The organism is Phocaeicola sp. HCN-40430 (genome assembly GCF_037890285.1).
Lineage (GTDB): Bacteria > Bacteroidota > Bacteroidia > Bacteroidales > Bacteroidaceae > Phocaeicola > Phocaeicola acetigenes.
In genome coordinates this window covers 12,061-29,488 of the sequence record NZ_JBBKBS010000014.1, presented here as the reverse complement: position 1 = coordinate 29,488, position 17,428 = coordinate 12,061, and the positions used below count along the sequence as shown (strand labels likewise).

Here is a 17,428-nt window from a genome sequence, read left to right as displayed (position 1 = left end):
GTATCAACAGGGTGTAAGGCGGAATCCTTTTTATATCATTACCGAGAAATACTTAATACCAGGTAACGGCTTCACTTGAGTTACTACGCTGATCCCATTTCAATGCATCGGTCAGCATATTCGAATTGGCACGTATAGAGAAATTGTATGATGTATACGGACCAAATATCAAGCCACAACTCATGGTAAAACAGTGCAAGTCGCGGGTTATATTCATCGTTGTATACGAAAGTTCCTTCTGCGTAAAATCATAACCAGTAGCATAGGTCATATTCCAACGGCTTCCCAGCTTTAAGTTACCCGATACATTCAAAGAATGAGTGAGCGAATAAGGGTAACGCATCGTCTTAATATTAATCTGCTTGCTACGGTCTTCACGAATGCTATAACTGTAACTTAAACTTACGCTCCATGGAAGTTTGAAGGCCAGATAACCGTCAGGGTCAAGAGTAGCCTGTTCGGTCTTTCTCATGTTAGAGCCATTATTGGTCTTTTCTTCGGTATCCTCTTCTTCATCTTCATCCTCCTCGTCACCATTCTTTTTCTTATCCTTCTCTTCCTCTCCCTTTCCGAACAGTTTCTTAAATGTATCATTGTTCAATGTATACGAGAATGAACCACTATACCCTTGGAAACGTCCGAAACGACCATACGACCATTCTGTACGATCACTCACTACTACATTTCCGTTTTCATCGAACTTATAGGCATAAGTGGCGAAGCTTGCATTCATATTAAAGGTATAATTCTTGGTCAGCTTCAAACGGACATTCATGCTTAAATCGCTCCAACGTTTCCGGGCAATATCATAAGACAAACTACCGCTCAACTGGTCAATCAAACTGATTTTCTTATAGCCGGTAGTATCTTTATCCGATTTCATCTTCATTTCGATGTTGTTATCCAACGAGAAACTGATGTTTTGCGATACACCTTTCATGGTAGGATAACTGTAAGCAGCTCCTTCGTACGGAGAATACTCCTGCATACGCACCTCACCGTTTTCATCGGTATAGGTATAACTGTCGTAATAACCAAACTTCGCCTTACTGAAGTCGGGGGTATAAGCATAGCTTACAGAAGGAGTGATGACATGACGGATCTGTATTTCCTTTTTCTTCATGAACAAAGGCTTATACATACCATACAGTTTCGTATTCATCGACATAGACAGATTATAATCGTATACACGATTAAATCCGTTGATGGTATCTTTCACTACCTGACGTGTATCCTGGTCGTAGCTCTGCTTTACCTTTCTCAAGTACCAGCGTTCGGTATAGTTGAACGAAGGAGTAATGTTTATGTACTTAAAAAGGTTGAAAGTAGCCTGTATGGGGATATAATGCTTCATACCGTTATCCCACTTAGACAAAGGAGTCTTGAACAGCAAGTTGTCTTTCGTATTTACCTTGTTGGTCATCGATCCTGTATACTGCAATGAGATTTTCTCATACCAGCGGTCACCCATCGAATTCTTTCTCTTAAACGGATAGATACGGTTCAAGGAGATATTCAAATCCGGAAGGGTCATTGTCAACGATGAATCCCGGGTATTCTGGGTAATATTGAAGGTACTCGAAATATTCAGACCAATCTCAGGAAAAGTTCTTGAGTAACTTACACTGGAGGCCTTGGTATTATTCGAATAACTGTTGGCATTATAAATTGAATTCAAGCTGGAACGGTCGTAACTACTGGTCGAAAAATTGACACTGGCAGAGAATGTACTGTTCGGGTTGGCCTTGGCATCCTGACGATGACTCCACTGAATACGGAAGTCTTTCGACACACTGTAATCCGGCATATTCTTCTCTCCCAACTTGGTAACCAAATAACTGGCATTGAAATAACCACTGTATTTATAGCGTTTATTATAGGTCGATGCAGCCGAAAGTCCCCAAGAGCCTTTCGTAAAGATTTCTCCCAAAACCTTCAAATCCATCTGATCGCTGATAGCAAAATAGTATCCTCCATCGCGCAAATAAAAACCACGATTCATTTCATCACCGTAAGTTGGCATAATGAACCCCGAAGAATAGCTACTACTGAAAGGGAAGAATCCAAATGGAATGGCCAACGGAAGAGGCACATCCTCTACTACCAACTGAGCCGGACCAAAAACCACATCCTTTTTAGGACGGACTTTTGCCATAGACAGTTTCAAATAAAAATGTGGATGATCCGGATTGTCGCAAGTGGTATATTTACCATGACGCATGTAAATATCGTCATTGGGACCTTTCTTGGCATCTTCACTGGTCACATAACCTTCGCCTTGTTGCGTCACAATGCTGTTGATAAACCCTTTCTTCGTCTTGAAGTTATAACGCATGGTCTTAGACTCATACGGTGTTTCCCCATCCTTGAAAACAGGTGTTCCCTGTTCTACTCCTGTAGTATCGGCTACTCCTCGTGCATATACCGTACTGCTGTCCATGTTCATTGTAATCAGGGCAGAAGTCAGTTCTATATTCTGATAGTTTACCTTTCCATTTCCAAACAGGTGCGCAAATCCTCCTTTGGTAAAAACAATAGAATCGGATGCCTCGTAAATAACCGGAGCATCAATCGGCTGTTTCTTGGGCGTAGTATCCTTTGCCAGTGTATCCACTGCCAATGTATCCATTTGCAACGAATCAAAAAGCAAAGAGTCTTTTTGCAAAGATTTATCCACACGTATCCCTACCGCCTGTGAATCAAGAGATGTTTCTGTTTTTTCCTTTCGATGTTTTCTGCCCTTTACACGCTGAGCCTCAGCATAAAAAGCAAACAGAAAACCTGCCAGAAATAATGATATTAATAGATATGTTGTTTTTTTAAACGACGTCATTCATTCATTTTTTACGCAATGCGGTACAAAAGTAAACATTATCCTCTAAATAAATGCGAAACACGCTGTTTTTAATGTATTTTAGTTACAAAAACAGCTTACACCACTCATCAAAACGTTTTCCGCCTTCTTCTCCAAAACGAGCCACACTCTTCCGTGCCTTTTCTATTGATTTTTCCTTATCCAATTTAGTTTTTGAAAAGAACTTATCTGCAAAGCATATAATTTGTTCTTCCAGGCTTACCGGCAACATCTCGCGATGTGGAATAGGTAACTCCTGTTCTATGATATTCTGCAAAGAGATTCCTGCTCCGGTATGACGTTCGCACACTAAAGCATGACGGGGAAACCCTTCGGCTGCCACCAGTTCTGCTCCCAAATATCCATGACAAATATAAGGATGCGTTCCGTAACAACCGATACCCGAAGCATCTGTAAGAAAGATACCGATATCGTGCAGCATGGCAGCTTCTTCAATAAAAGACAAGTCTAACTGCAATTCCGGATGATTACGAGCCATAGCCAGTGCCTTGTCTGCCACCGAACGGCTATGTACCAACAAAATATGTTTCAACTCATTATCAACCGGGTAGTATTTATCAATCAAAGCCAAAGGATTCATTTTTTCTTGGTTCAGTTTTTATTATCTTTGTACAAAACTACTAAAAATAATCGGTTTACCATGAAATATAAGCTGCTATTCATTAACCTGTTCTTCTTTCTTTGTCTTTCATGTATTCCGGCATGGGCCCAAGTACGTTGCGGAGCCGACCGTACAGAGCTGACATTGCCTCTGCTGAGGGATAAACAAATTGCCTTGATTGTCAATCAGACTTCTATTACGACAAACGGTATCCATTTACTGGACACATTACTCCAATCGGGTATACATGTCACTAAAATATTTGCACCTGAACATGGATTCAGAGGAACAGCTGACGCGGGAGAAGTTATCAAGAACGGCACTGATCTGAAAACTGGCTTGCCTATTGTATCATTGTATGGAAAAAACAAGAAGCCACAACCCGAACAACTGAAAGGTATTGATGCCGTGGTATTCGACATTCAAGATGTTGGCGCCCGATTCTACACTTATATCAGTACATTATATTATGTGATGCAGGCTTGTGCAGAAAATGATAAAGAACTTGTAGTTCTCGACCGCCCCAATCCATGTGATTATGTAGATGGACCTGTACTGAAACCTGCTTATAAAAGTTTTGTAGGAATGCTTCCCATTCCGGTCTTGCATGGCTGCACAATGGGAGAAATGGCACAAATGATAAATGGAGAAAAATGGCTGGGCAACGAACTACACTGCAATCTGACTATCGTACCGGTAGAAGGATGGCAGCATGGAGAAGCCTATTCACTACCCGTGAAACCTTCTCCCAATCTTCCCAACGATCAGGCTATTGCTCTCTACCCATCGCTCTGCCCGTTCGAAGGAACCTCTGTCAGTGTAGGAAGAGGAACTCTTCATCCTTTTCAGGTATTGGGTACCCCCCTTCTTTCTCTCTCAGACTCCTGCTTTCGCTTCATACCACGTGCATTGGAGGGGTTCGATAAGAATCCGCTACACAAAGACCAATATTGCTATGGCGACAACTTGCAACACGTCGCTCCTCCCAAAGGATTATCGCTTCAATATGTAATAAACTGGTATCAGAAATACAAACAACAACACAAAGAGAACGAATTCTTCACCCGCCCCCGATGGTTCGACTTACTGATGGGAACCGATCTGGTACGTAAAGGGATTATACAAGGAAAAACAGAAGACGAAATTCGAATTGCCTGGCAACAAGAATTAAAAGAATACTGCAGGAAACGGGCCTTGTATCTGCTATATACAGAACTATAAAACAACAAAGAAGCCGATACTATTCATACGAATAACATCGGCTTCCATATTTTACACTATCCTTACAGCAGACAGTGCAAGTTATGAAATAGAAAATGTTTATCTTTTTTTCATCTTCTGCATCATGCCCGCCATTTTGCTGCCAGTTACCATCTTCATCATCTTACGGGTAGAATCAAACTGCTTGAGCAAACGGTTTACTTCCTGAATGCTGGTACCACTACCTTTGGCAATACGAGTACGACGGCTTCCGTTCAGAATTTCCGGATGAGTACGTTCTTCCGGAGTCATTGAGTAGATAATAGCTTCGATGCTCTTGAATGCATTGTCATCAATATCAATATCTTTAATAGCTTTTCCTACACCCGGAATCATGGATGCCAGTTCTTTCAGGTTACCCATCTTCTTGATCTGGTGAATCTGAGTAAGGAAGTCATTGAAGTCGAACTGATTCTTCTGGATCTTCTTCTGCAGGCGTTTTGCTTCTTCCTCATCGTATTGTTCCTGTGCACGTTCTACCAGTGAAACAATATCACCCATACCCAGGATACGGTCTGCCATACGTGCAGGGTGGAACTGGTCAACAGCATCCAGTTTTTCGCCTGTACCCACAAACTTGATAGGCTTGTTTACAACTGTGCGGATAGACAAAGCAGCACCACCACGAGTATCACCATCAAGCTTAGTCAATACCACACCGTTGAAATCAAGACGTTCGTTGAATTCACGTGCTGTATTTACTGCATCCTGACCGGTCATGGCGTCTACCACAAACAAAGTTTCATCCGGATTGATGGCTTTCTTGATTGCTTCGATTTCGTTCATCATCTGCTCGTCGATAGCCAGACGACCGGCAGTATCGACAATCACCAAGTCATAACCTTTTGCCTTTGCTTCCTGAATAGCATTCAATGCAATCTGTACAGGATCCTTGCTGTCCAATTCGCAATATACAGGTACCTCAATCTGCTGTCCAAGCACCTTCAACTGCTCGATAGCGGCCGGACGATATACGTCGCAGGCTACCAGCAACGGCTTGCGGTTCTTCTTCGCCTTCAACATACGGGCCAACTTTCCTGAGAAAGTAGTCTTACCAGATCCCTGAAGACCAGACATCAAGATAATGGCCGGACGGTTTTTCAGTTCAATTTCGGCAGTTTCACCACCCATCAACTGAGTCAACTCGTCGTGTACGATTTTGACCATCAACTGGCTGGGTTTAACGGCTGTCAGCACGTTCTGTCCCAATGCCTTTTCTTTTACTGTATCTGTAAAGTTTTTTGCTACTTTATAGTTCACATCGGCATCCAACAATGCACGACGTACATCTTTCAAGGTTTCGGCTACATTGATTTCGGTAATCTTGCCCTCACCTTTCAAAATCTTAAACGACCGTTCCAGTCTTTCACTTAAATTGTCGAACATATCTCTTATTTATCTTAATTTCTTCTTTTACAACGAGGTGCAAAATTACAAAAAAATCATTATACTCAAATCTTTTTATTCTGCCATTTTGCTTTTTTCAGATAAATGATGCTACCAGCCAGCATCAGAGCATAATAAATCAATTCTGTAGTAAAGCAAACATCTACAGGTGCCCTCCATACCATTCCCACTACTACAATATACAAGGCATAAAACACTTGTACAAAGACCTCCAAAATCAAAGCAGCCTGCGTATTACCCGTACCGGATATTCCATTAAAATACACATTGGCCATTGAGGCAATCAACATAGCTCCACAAACCACATACAATGCTGATACCGATTCCCGCAGCAAAGCTTCTTCATTAGTATAGACCGACAAGATTACCTGCGGAAAGAGTACACAAAGCGCTACACATCCTATCATTATAAGGAACGACATTCTGGAAATCTTATGCAGTAAACGCACAACTAAGGAAGCACCTCCCGAACCAATCAGATTACTTACCAATGTATTGGCTGTAGTAGAAAGAGCCTGTACCGGAATAAGTAATACAATGTATACACTACGTACAATATTGGCAATAGCCAACTGACGTTGCCCCAAACGTTCGAGTGCCATGAAAAATACAAACCAGATGGCCATCGCTAAAAAATATTGTACCATCGTAAAGCAGGAAATACGTAAAATACGCATGACCATAGCCGGTTCAAAGCGGCCGAAACGATTTAAACCATATTTCTTACGATCTACCTTACAATAGGTATAAATAAAGAAAAACAGCATAGAAGAAGCTTCCGCTATAACAGAAGCCAAAGCCGCTCCACGTACTCCCATCTCCGGAAATCCCCAAGCACCAAAGACCAGTACATAATCTAAGAACACATTAATTACAGCCATTACAATGGCATTCATTGTCAACACTTTGGTCTGAGTAATGCCGATATACAAGGCACGAAACATTACGTTGACAAAAGCAAACAAGAATCCCCATATACGCCAGGTAAAAAACTCGTATGTGGCATGAAAAATATCGTCCGAAGTAATCAGCATGCGCACCAAAGGAGCTGCAGACAAATACATGACTCCCAATAATACCACAGCCATTACAAAACTAAAGACAGTTCCCTGCCACATCACCGGTCCAACAGAGCGGTAATTACCTTCACCATTGCGTCGGGCTATCAGAATCTGAGAACCTACACTAAAACCAAACGCGACTGTATAAATACATATATACAGCAATCCTCCCATCGCAGCAGCTCCTAAGGCTACTTCACCTACATGCCCCAGAAAAGCAGTATCGGTTACATTAATCACATTTTGTGCCAAAAGTCCGAGAAAAATCGGATAGGTCACATTCCAGATTTCTTTATTGGTATACATCATGTACAAATGATTTAAATGGCGGTAAGATTGCACAAAGATACGGTTTTTATGCGTATTTATCATCAAAAGGAATAAAAGAGATAGATTGATATAAGAAGCCTCATTCTTGAAAATCCCAAAATATTCACCATATTCCATTGCCTTAAATATTCAAACAATTTCTTTCTTATTTTGTCAAGCAATGTTTATCCATCCATTCCATCCCTAGCAAGAACAACAAAATAATTTCAATAAAAACTATTTCAAATAATATTATCAAACAGCATCATCTACACATAAATTTTGTTAATGTGCAATTTTATCCTATCTTTGCGCCGAATTTTTACTAAACACCTAACAAATGAGAAAAAAACTACTTATTAGCGCAGCTGCACTAATTGTTTCAATTCCAACTTTTGCAGGGGATTATCTGACAAATACGAATCAACATGCTGCCTTTCTGCGTATGGTAGCACGCGGTGCTTCTATCGATGTAGACGGAGTATACAGCAATCCAGCCGGTCTGGCTTTTCTTGAAAGAGACGGATTTCACCTCTCTCTGACTGGACAAAGTGCCTATCAGACACGTGGTATCCAGGCCAATTACACCACATTCAAAGGCATCAGCAACGGCAAGCCTGAACTGATGAATGCAAACGAATATTATGAAGGTACAGCATCAGCACCTTTCATACCTTCATTTCAGGGATTATATAAAAAAGGAGACTGGACAATCTCTGCAGGATTTGCGATCACAGGTGGAGGTGGTAAAGCCTCATTCGATAACGGTCTTCCTATGTTCAACTCACTCGTAAAGGCAGGTATTTTCCAACAATCTGTTGCTGCCGGTCAGCCTATTGGAGCAGAAATGGTAACAATAAACAGTGCTCTTGACGGTACACAGTATATCTACGGTACACAATTAGGAGTCTCATATAAAATAAATGACTGGCTGTCTGCATACGTAGGAGGACGAATGAACTATGTGAAGAGTAGCTATGAAGGATACCTTAAAGCAAATCTTATCAAGGAACTTGGAGGAGCAGAACTGATGACTATGGACTTGGACTGCCAGCAAAGCGGATGGGGTGTTACTCCAATATTGGGTATAGATGCTAAGCTTGGCAAACTGAATCTGGCAGCAAAATACGAATTCAAGACGAATCTGAATATAGAAAACAAAACAAATACGCTCAATGTTCCTGCCGGAATTCCTGACGAGGTAATCAAACCTTATGCCGATGGTGAACAAACCCCAAACGATATTCCCGCATTTTTGAGTGTAGCAGCGCAATACGAAATCCTGCCTACGCTACGTGCTTCTGTAGAATATCACTTCTTCGATGACAAACAGGCTGGCATGCTGAACAATCGCCAAAAAACTCTTAAGCACGGTACACATGAATACCTTGCCGGTATAGAATGGGATGTTATCAAAAGACTTACTGTCAGCGGTGGTTTCCAAAAGACTAATTACGGTTTAAGCAATGATTTCCAGACAGATACAAGCTTCTATTGCGACTCTTATTCAATCGGATTCGGTGCAAGAGTACACTTTACTCAATCACTCAACATGGATATAGCATACTTCTGGACCAACTACAGTGACTATACTAAATCTACAGACAACTACAACGGAACAAAAGTTCCAGGAACCGATACTTACAGCCGTACCAACAAAGTATTCGGCTTAAGTTTGAACTATATGTTCTGATTCCAGACACACATCACAAACATCAATAAAAAAAGCTGTTCCCTCAAAAGGAACAGCTTTTTCCATATAATGAAACAAGATATTTATACTTAATCTTCCATCAGTTTACGGTAACGTACACGTTTAGGCTCTACATTACCCATACGCTTCATCTTGTTTTCTTCATACTCCGTATACGAACCTTCGAAGAAGAACACTTCACTGTTTCCTTCGAATGCAAGAATATGAGTACAAATACGGTCGAGGAACCAGCGGTCGTGGCTGATGACTACTGCACATCCGGCAAAATCTTCCAAACCTTCTTCCAATGCACGCAATGTATTCACGTCGATATCATTGGTCGGCTCGTCGAGCAGCAACACGTTACCTTCTTCCTTCAAAGCCATTGCAAGATGCAGACGGTTACGTTCACCACCCGAAAGCATACCACAAAGTTTTTCCTGATCGGAACCAGAGAAGTTGAAACGGCTCAGATATGCGCGAGCATTTACATCACGGTTTCCCATGCGAATCAAATCGTTTCCACCACTGATAACCTGATATACAGTCTTGTTCGGGTCAATATCCTTATGCTGCTGGTCTACGTAAGCCACCTTTACAGTTTCACCCACTTCAAAGTTTCCTTTATCCGGAGTTTCAAGTCCCATAATCAAACGGAACAAAGTAGTCTTACCGGCACCGTTCGGACCAATTACTCCTACGATACCGTTAGGAGGAAGCATGAAGTTCAAGTCATCAAACAGCAACTTGTCTCCGTACGCTTTTGCCACATGTTGCGCTTCAATAACCTTATTACCCAGACGAGGACCGTTCGGGATGAAGATTTCCAGTTTTTCTTCCTTTTCCTTCACATCTTCATTCAGCAACTTATCGTATGAATTCAGACGAGCTTTACCCTTAGCCTGACGAGCTTTTGGAGCCATGCGTACCCATTCCAACTCACGTTCCAGAGTTTTACGACGCTTGCTTGCAGTCTTTTCTTCCATCTCCATACGTTTGGTCTTCTGCTCCAGCCAACTTGAGTAGTTCCCTTTCCATGGAATACCTTCCCCACGGTCGAGTTCCAGAATCCATCCAGCTACATGATCCAGGAAGTAACGGTCGTGTGTTACCGCAATTACCGTTCCTTCATACTGCTGCAAGTGCTGTTCCAGCCAGTCGATACTTTCAGCATCAAGGTGGTTGGTAGGCTCATCGAGCAACAAAATATCCGGTTTCTGCAACAACAAACGACACAAAGCCACACGGCGGCGCTCTCCTCCGGAAAGGTTCTTCACCGGCTGGTCTTCGGGCGGACAACGTAATGCATCCATTGCACGTTCCAGCTTGGAGTCGAGATTCCACGCATCAGTTGCATCGATAATATCTTGCAGTTCGGCCTGACGGGCAAACAAAGCATCCATCTTCTCCGGATCTTCATAATACTCCGGCAAACCAAACTTATTGTTTATTTCTTCATATTCAGCCAATGTATCTACAATAGGCTGTACTCCTTCCATCACTACCTCTTTGACGGTTTTTGTATCGTCCAAATGAGGCTCCTGTGCCAAATATCCTACTGAATATCCCGGAGAGAATACCACCTCTCCCTGATAGTTCTTATCCAATCCGGCAATAATCTTCATCAACGTAGATTTACCCGAACCGTTCAGACCGATGATACCGATTTTAGCACCATAGAAAAAAGAAAGGTAGATGTCTTTCAATACCTGCTTGTTGTTTTGGAATGACTTGCTCACTCCAACCATTGAAAAGATAATTTTTTTATCGTCTGCCATATTCTTTTTATATTAAATTAGTCATTCTTTTTCGTCTATTCTCTTTACAAAATACCGATGCACATACCCTTCGTACAGCAAAACTCCAGCCACACAAATACCCAAAGCCCACAAATGCACCTGTTCTACTCTACAGGCATCGGCACACATTCCAAGTAATACACCACCGGCAATACCAGCTTCCCATAGCAACTGATAAGTATGATATCCCGTGCCACGTTCGCAATGACGCGGTAAAAGAATCATCATCCTAAGGAACTGACCGATAGAGAATCCTGTACCGACACCGATAAGCAATGCTCCGGCATAATATGGAGAGTCACCACTTTTCATCCACCAGACAAGCAAACCGGCTGCTGTACACAACTGGCCGATTAGAATCTGTATACGCCCATTCAAAGGAGCTGTATAAATCTGTCTGATTAATAAATAAATCAGAAATCCCCCTCCTATGCAAAGATAAAAAAAAGTATCGGAAACCGTAACGAACAAGATTCCTAAAATAACAGGTACAGAGAGCATATTTATTCCCGGCACCAAAGTACGGAAAAGCAAAAAGCGGTCGAAAGAAAGCAGAGGAAGATTCAACGGTGCCCTGAAGCAAACCACCACCCATGAAACAAGAAGTGCTGCTATACCGCACAACGATGCTGAGACATACAATACGTACTGGAACATGAGCCAATGTCCGATTTCCAATCCCAACAACACCCCTATCAGCATTCCTAAAATACTGCACCAGGCAAACACCCGGTTGGCTGCATTCCTTTTATTACTGGGCGTTACATCAATAGCCAATGTAGCCCCTGTGGCCATGACAGCAATTCCCATCAGCATCCCCTGCAACAGGCGGAGTCCGATTATCATCCACTCTGCGGTAACATAAGGATAAGCCAAAGTCAATATTCCCAGCAGAAGAATACTTCGAATCGCTACTCCCTTACGACTAAAGGCATCGACCAGATAATTGTTTAATGCCCCTGGTAAAAAAAGAGCAAGTCCGAAGACAGCCAGCATACAACCCGATTGTATTTCTGAATATCCCCACTCTCGCACTACCCATTGATGGAGCAAAGGAAAAAGAAGATACACAGCTGTATAAAACAGGAAGTTTGCTACAATCAACAGGCAAAAATTACGATTCCATAAAGTAACTCCCGAGAACGGATTCAACGATTCGCTCATATATAGTAGGATTAAAAATATTCAGAGAATAACAAAAAGCATTTACATTGTAGCATTCCGTCATTCTCTGAAAGTTTATATACTTAATATTGTTCTGATTCATTGGGGAAATCGCATGCCTTCACATCTGCCACATACTGCCCGATAGCATCAGTCATCACGGTATGCAAATCGGCATAGCGACGCAAGAAACGGGGACTGAACCCTTTCGTCATTCCCAACATATCGGTTACCACCAATACTTGCCCGTCGACTGCTCCTCCTGCTCCGATACCAATCACCGGAATAGTCAGTTCGCTTGCCACACGGGCTGCCAATTCTGCCGGAATCTTTTCCAGTACCAAAGCAAAGCAACCGGCTTCTTCAAGCAAATGAGCATCACGTATCAGTTTTTCAGCTTCTTCTTCACCTTTGGCACGTACCCCGTAAGTACCATATTTATTAATAGACTGAGGCATCAGTCCCAGGTGTCCCATTACCGGCATACCTGCTCCGATAATACGGCGGATGGTATCAATTACCTCTTCGCCTCCTTCCAGCTTCAACGCGTCAGCTCCGGTTTCCTTCATCATACGGATGGCGTTACGTACACCGTCGAAAGGATCGGCCTGATACGAACCAAAAGGCATGTCTACTACAACCAACGCACGCTTCACGCCACGCATTACCGATTTTCCATGATAAATCATCTGATCTACGGTGATAGGCAATGTAGTCACATTACCAGCCATTACATTGGATGCCGAATCACCCACTAATATCACATCAACTCCGGCTCCATCAACAATCTGTGCAATGGTATAGTCGTATGAGGTCAGCATTGATATTTTTTCTCCACGCTGTTTCATCTCAATAAGGCGATGTGTGGTTACTTTCCGCGCATCTCCCGAAAGATATCCTGCCATATATATTTCCTTTTAATAATTAAAAAACGGGGACAAAGTTAGCTGATTCTAATGAGTTTGGCAACAAATCAACTGAACAATAGCATAATATTTAAGACAGAGACTACAATAGCTATTGTATATAAGACAAATGTGCTCCAACGGGAATTGGCATATTGCCCCATCACACGCTTCGAAGAAGTCAGCCCCACCTGTAGAAAAACAGTAAACGGAAGCTGCATGCTCAGTATCATCTGAGAAATAATCAATCCCTGGAAAGGATTTTCTATAAACATGATGATAACCAGTGCTATTCCCAGTGAAAGAAGAACTCCCAGGCGGGAATGTATATCCTTAATGTGATAAGACTCTCCAAAGATACCGGCAAAGATAGAGCCTGCCGCCATTCCGCTGGTAACGGTAGAAGAAATACCTGCCATCAGCAATGCCAGTGCAAAGATGATACCGGCCTGATTGCCCAACAAAGGATCGAGCAAAGACTTTGCCTGCTGCAACTCCTCTACCGGAGTCTGATGTGCAAAGAAAGTAGTGGCCGCCAAAAGAATCATGGCACTATTAATAGCCCAGCCTACTCCCATAGAGAACAAAGTATCATAAAACTCATATTTCAGAAGTTTCCGGATAGAAGCCTCATCCTTCCGGTTGTATTCACGACTCTGCACCACTTCCGAATGCAAAAACAAGTTATGAGGCATCACAACAGCCCCCAGCACGCTCATAATAATCAGCAGACTGCCTTGCGGAATACTGGGTACCACCCACGAACGTGCTGCAAGTCCCCAGTCAATATCTACCAAAACCAACTCATATAAAAAAGACAAGCCAATGACAGACACAAAAGCAATAATTGCCCGCTCTATCCGCTTGTAAGAGTTCGTAAAAAGCATAATCACTACCAGTACCGTAGTCAGAACAGATCCCCAGATAATGGGAATATCGAATAGCATCTCCAGCGCGATGGCTCCTCCTAAGATTTCTGCCAGAGAAGTAGAAATAGATGCCAGTACCGCACTTCCCAATATAGGTCTCGCCACCCATTTGGGAGTATATCGGGTAGCCGCCTCACTCAGGCAAAGTCCGGTCACAATTCCCAAATGGGCCACATTGTGTTGCAACACAATCAGCATGACAGTAGAGAGTGTCACTACCCACAACAGAGCATATCCATAGTCCGACCCTGCTGCAAAATTGGAAGCCCAGTTTCCCGGATCGATAAACCCTACCGTCACCAGCAATCCCGGACCTATATACTTAAAAAAGTCCAGACCACCCAAATACCGTTTGTGGTCTTTCCGTTTCAATTCTTTTATCAGATTCCACATAAGCCTTCAGTTTTCTATTTCAGTTTGGAAATATTCAATGCACCCGGTTCTTTCTATAAAAGAAGATTCGAAGGTTTCATAAATTCACAGATTTAAGAAACAGCTTAACCGGCATTATTATTACAAGGTTCTATTAAATACTAAACAGAATACACGCACAAAGGTTCAAATAAACCTTATCAGTCGAAGGTAAAATTAAAGCTCAGCTGACCATCGTCTTTTTTAGGTGACTTGGGCAACAGCAGACGCCGGATGGCAGCAGCACCCAACTCCTGTATTGTTTTTTCCGGCAGTTCATTGCAAGTGATGAAATATTTCGCCTTTTTCATCACTACTCCCATCTTTTTCAACTCATAAAAACCGATACGCGAGAAACGGCGGGACAATACTATGAATTTGGCCGACTTTACCCCAATACCGGGCACGCGTAGCAACATCTCGTAATCGGCAGTATTGACATTCACCGGAAAACATTCCGGATGCCTCAACGCCCAAGCCAGCTTCGGGTCTACTTCCAAATCCAGGTCGGGATGCCCGTCGTCTACCAACTCGTCCACCTTAAACTGATAATAGCGCAACAGCCAGTCGGCCTGGTAAAGTCGGTTTTCACGAACCAAAGGCGGCTGCTTCAGTGCCGGCAAACGCTTGTCGTACGTATTGACTGCCACATAGCCGGAATAATACACACGCTTCATGGTAGAGTTTCCATAAAGCGAAGACGACACTTTCAGAATATCCTTATCTGTTTCGGAGGTGGCACCCACAATCATCTGTGTACTCTGTCCGGCCGGTGCAAAGCGGGGAGCACGACGATAACGGCGACGTTCTTCAGCACTCTCCAGCACCCCTTGCTGGATATACTGCATGGGAAGATATACACTCTGATGGTCTTTTTCCGGAGCCAGACGTTTCAGGTTTTCTTCCGTCGGAATCTCCAGATTCACACTCAGACGGTCGGCATAACGTCCCGCCTCAGCCACCAGTTCCCTACTTGCTCCCGGAATACTCTTCAGATGGATATAACCATTGAAGCGATGCACTTCCCTCAAATCTTTTGCCACACGCACCAGCCGCTCCATGGTATAATCGGGATTACGCACCACACCGGAACTCAGAAACAGTCCTTCGATATAGTTGCGGCGGTAAAACTCCATCGTCAGCTCCACCAGTTCGGACACAGATAAGGTAGCACGCGGAATATCATTGCTGATACGGTTGATGCAATACGCACAATCGTAAATACAATAATTGGTGAGCATCACCTTCAGCAAGGAAATACAGCGTCCGTCTTCCGAAAAGCTATGGCAGATTCCCCAGCCCCCTACGGTATTTCCTACTCCTCCCTTCGTATTACGGCGAACCGTACCACTGGAGGAACAAGACACATCGTATTTGGCCGATTCTGTCAGTATCTTCAGTTTTTGTATTACTTGCTCGTTCATATCTCGCCTTTTCTTCCGCTATGAAGTTTCAAAAATAATGAGACTTAGTCTCTTCTGCAAATCTTTCGGATTTTTATCGTAACTTTGCAGGCGTTTTATCAAGCGTACTTTTATGTGGTTATTATTAGCATTCTGCTCGGCAGCACTGCTGGGCTTCTACGATGTATTCAAGAAAAAATCATTGGCAGGCAATGCCGTACTTCCCGTACTGGGATTGAATACACTTTTTTCCAGTCTGATATTCCTTCCGTTTATCCTGCTTTCGTATCTGAAACCGGAAAGTCTGCAAGACACTATTTTTTTCGTTCCCGAATCGGGATGGGAAGTGCATAAATTCATTATTCTGAAGTCGTGCATCGTATTGAGTTCATGGATTTTCGGCTATTTTGGAATGAAACATTTGCCGCTTACCCTTGTAGGTCCTATTAATGCGACCCGACCGGTTATGACACTGGTAGGTGCCATGCTGATTTTCGGCGAACGGCTCAATGTATACCAATGGATTGGTGTCATTATGGCCATTGTATCCCTGTTCCTGCTCAGCCGCTCCGGAAAAAAAGAAGGCATCAACTTTACACACAACAAATGGATTTGGTTTATTGTTCTGGCAGCACTATTCGGTACAGCCAGCGGATTGTACGACAAGTATCTGATGAATCATTTCAACAACATGGTGGTACAGTCGTGGTACAATATCTATCAGTTGTTTATGATGGGAGGAGTCATTCTCTTTCTTTGGCTTCCCAAGCGTAAAACTACCACTCCTTTTCACTGGAACTGGTGCATTCTGCTGATATCCGTTTTCCTGACCGCTGCCGACTTTGTATACTTTTATGCCTTGAGTATGGAAGATTCTATGATATCCATTGTATCGATGGTACGACGGGGAAGTGTAATTGTCTCCTTCTTGTTTGGAGCCATGATGTTCCACGAAAAGAATCTGAAAAGTAAAATCATCGACCTTGTGTTTGTACTGATTGGTATGTTCTTCCTGTATTTAGGAAGCAAATAAACTTACCTGTCATCAGATAACACAATGATGCAAAAAACACTCTTTTTCTGTCTTTATTAAAAGAATATACATTTTCAGCTAACGCGTATTTGATACAAAATCCTCCTTCACACATAGAAAAGGAGGTTTTTTTATTCCAAAAAGTCCTTATATTCTGCTATAAAGCATATTTCAGGCAACTCGTAACAGGTGTAAATGCGACTTGTATCGGTAGCTTACGGTACCTGTAACACCGACCAACGATACTTGTATCATCGGGCAACGGTATTAATAGCGTAATCGGATGCATGCAAACAGAGTATTTTATACCTCATTTTAAGCTCCAAGTCTGTTTTTCTTTCCTTTTTCGCTTATAAATTTTCAATAACATATCGGTTTTATTTCCTGTTCTTTTACAGAAGAAAGACAACATTCTGTTTATTTATCGACTTTTATTAAAAGAAACACCTAATACAGCTATCTTTCTGAATTTTCACAAAGCCTTAAAACGGCTGTTTTTCCCATTACATTCGCACCGGAGCTCAAATATCGCCGTGTAGAGCCCTCTGTTTTGACATTTTGCAAAAGCCATACCTGCC

The 17,428-nt window shown here is 42.6% G+C and carries 12 protein-coding genes; 3 read left to right on the top strand and 9 right to left on the bottom strand.

The features are described 5' to 3' along the window. Positions 1 to 52: 52 nt before the first annotated feature. Both WKU26_RS07715 and WKU26_RS07710 read right to left on the bottom strand, forming a co-directional pair. Positions 53 to 2,833, bottom strand: a complete 2,781-nt coding sequence (locus WKU26_RS07715; protein ID WP_445323227.1) for a putative LPS assembly protein LptD — start codon at positions 2,831 to 2,833, stop codon at positions 53 to 55. An 85-nt stretch (positions 2,834 to 2,918) separates the two neighbouring features. Continuing rightward, the gene (locus WKU26_RS07710) at positions 2,919 to 3,455 is read right to left on the bottom strand and encodes an HD domain-containing protein (RefSeq protein ID WP_178265636.1); all 537 of its coding nucleotides are present in this window, start codon (positions 3,453 to 3,455) and stop codon (positions 2,919 to 2,921) included. Between the two features lie 60 nt (positions 3,456 to 3,515). Between WKU26_RS07710 and WKU26_RS07705 the strand changes: the two genes are divergently transcribed. Continuing rightward, entirely contained in the window at positions 3,516 to 4,697 is a 1,182-nt protein-coding gene (locus WKU26_RS07705) for an exo-beta-N-acetylmuramidase NamZ family protein (RefSeq protein WP_340321527.1), read from the top strand. Positions 4,698 to 4,796: 99 nt separating this feature from the next. Here the strand turns inward: WKU26_RS07705 and ffh are convergent, their stop codons facing one another. Further along, the gene (ffh, locus tag WKU26_RS07700) at positions 4,797 to 6,122 is read right to left on the bottom strand and encodes a signal recognition particle protein (protein WP_340321526.1); all 1,326 of its coding nucleotides are present in this window, start codon (positions 6,120 to 6,122) and stop codon (positions 4,797 to 4,799) included. A gap of 65 nt (positions 6,123 to 6,187) precedes the next feature. Next, positions 6,188 to 7,510, bottom strand: coding sequence for an MATE family efflux transporter (locus WKU26_RS07695; RefSeq protein ID WP_340321570.1), 1,323 nt, complete (start codon positions 7,508 to 7,510; stop codon positions 6,188 to 6,190). Positions 7,511 to 7,853: 343 nt separating this feature from the next. Here WKU26_RS07695 and WKU26_RS07690 point away from each other — a divergent pair, with 343 nt between their 5' ends. After that, positions 7,854 to 9,206: an OmpP1/FadL family transporter gene (locus tag WKU26_RS07690; RefSeq protein WP_340321525.1), complete on the top strand. Its 1,353-nt coding sequence runs from the start codon at positions 7,854 to 7,856 to the stop codon at positions 9,204 to 9,206. Positions 9,207 to 9,295: 89 nt separating this feature from the next. Here WKU26_RS07690 and ettA read toward each other — a convergent pair whose 3' ends face one another. The 5 genes from ettA to WKU26_RS07665 form a co-directional block, all read right to left on the bottom strand. After that, complete coding sequence (ettA, locus tag WKU26_RS07685; protein WP_340321524.1) at positions 9,296 to 10,984, bottom strand: energy-dependent translational throttle protein EttA; 1,689 nt, start codon at positions 10,982 to 10,984, stop codon at positions 9,296 to 9,298. 21 nt (positions 10,985 to 11,005) lie between these two features. Continuing rightward, a complete protein-coding gene (locus tag WKU26_RS07680) occupies positions 11,006 to 12,169 on the bottom strand; it encodes an MFS transporter (protein WP_340321523.1) in 1,164 nt (387 codons plus the stop codon). Between the two features lie 83 nt (positions 12,170 to 12,252). Further along, a complete protein-coding gene (gene panB, locus WKU26_RS07675) occupies positions 12,253 to 13,074 on the bottom strand; it encodes a 3-methyl-2-oxobutanoate hydroxymethyltransferase (RefSeq protein WP_340321522.1) in 822 nt (273 codons plus the stop codon). 68 nt (positions 13,075 to 13,142) lie between these two features. Beyond that, on the bottom strand, positions 13,143 to 14,396 hold the full coding sequence (locus WKU26_RS07670; RefSeq protein ID WP_269877784.1) for an Nramp family divalent metal transporter: 1,254 nt from the start codon (positions 14,394 to 14,396) through the stop codon (positions 13,143 to 13,145). 179 nt (positions 14,397 to 14,575) lie between these two features. Further along, positions 14,576 to 15,838 (bottom strand): putative DNA modification/repair radical SAM protein, encoded by a 1,263-nt coding sequence (locus tag WKU26_RS07665; protein ID WP_269877783.1) that lies wholly within the window; start codon positions 15,836 to 15,838, stop codon positions 14,576 to 14,578. Between the two features lie 112 nt (positions 15,839 to 15,950). Here WKU26_RS07665 and WKU26_RS07660 point away from each other — a divergent pair, with 112 nt between their 5' ends. Then, on the top strand, positions 15,951 to 16,850 hold the full coding sequence (locus WKU26_RS07660) for a DMT family transporter (RefSeq protein WP_340321521.1): 900 nt from the start codon (positions 15,951 to 15,953) through the stop codon (positions 16,848 to 16,850). Positions 16,851 to 17,428 lie beyond the last annotated feature (578 nt).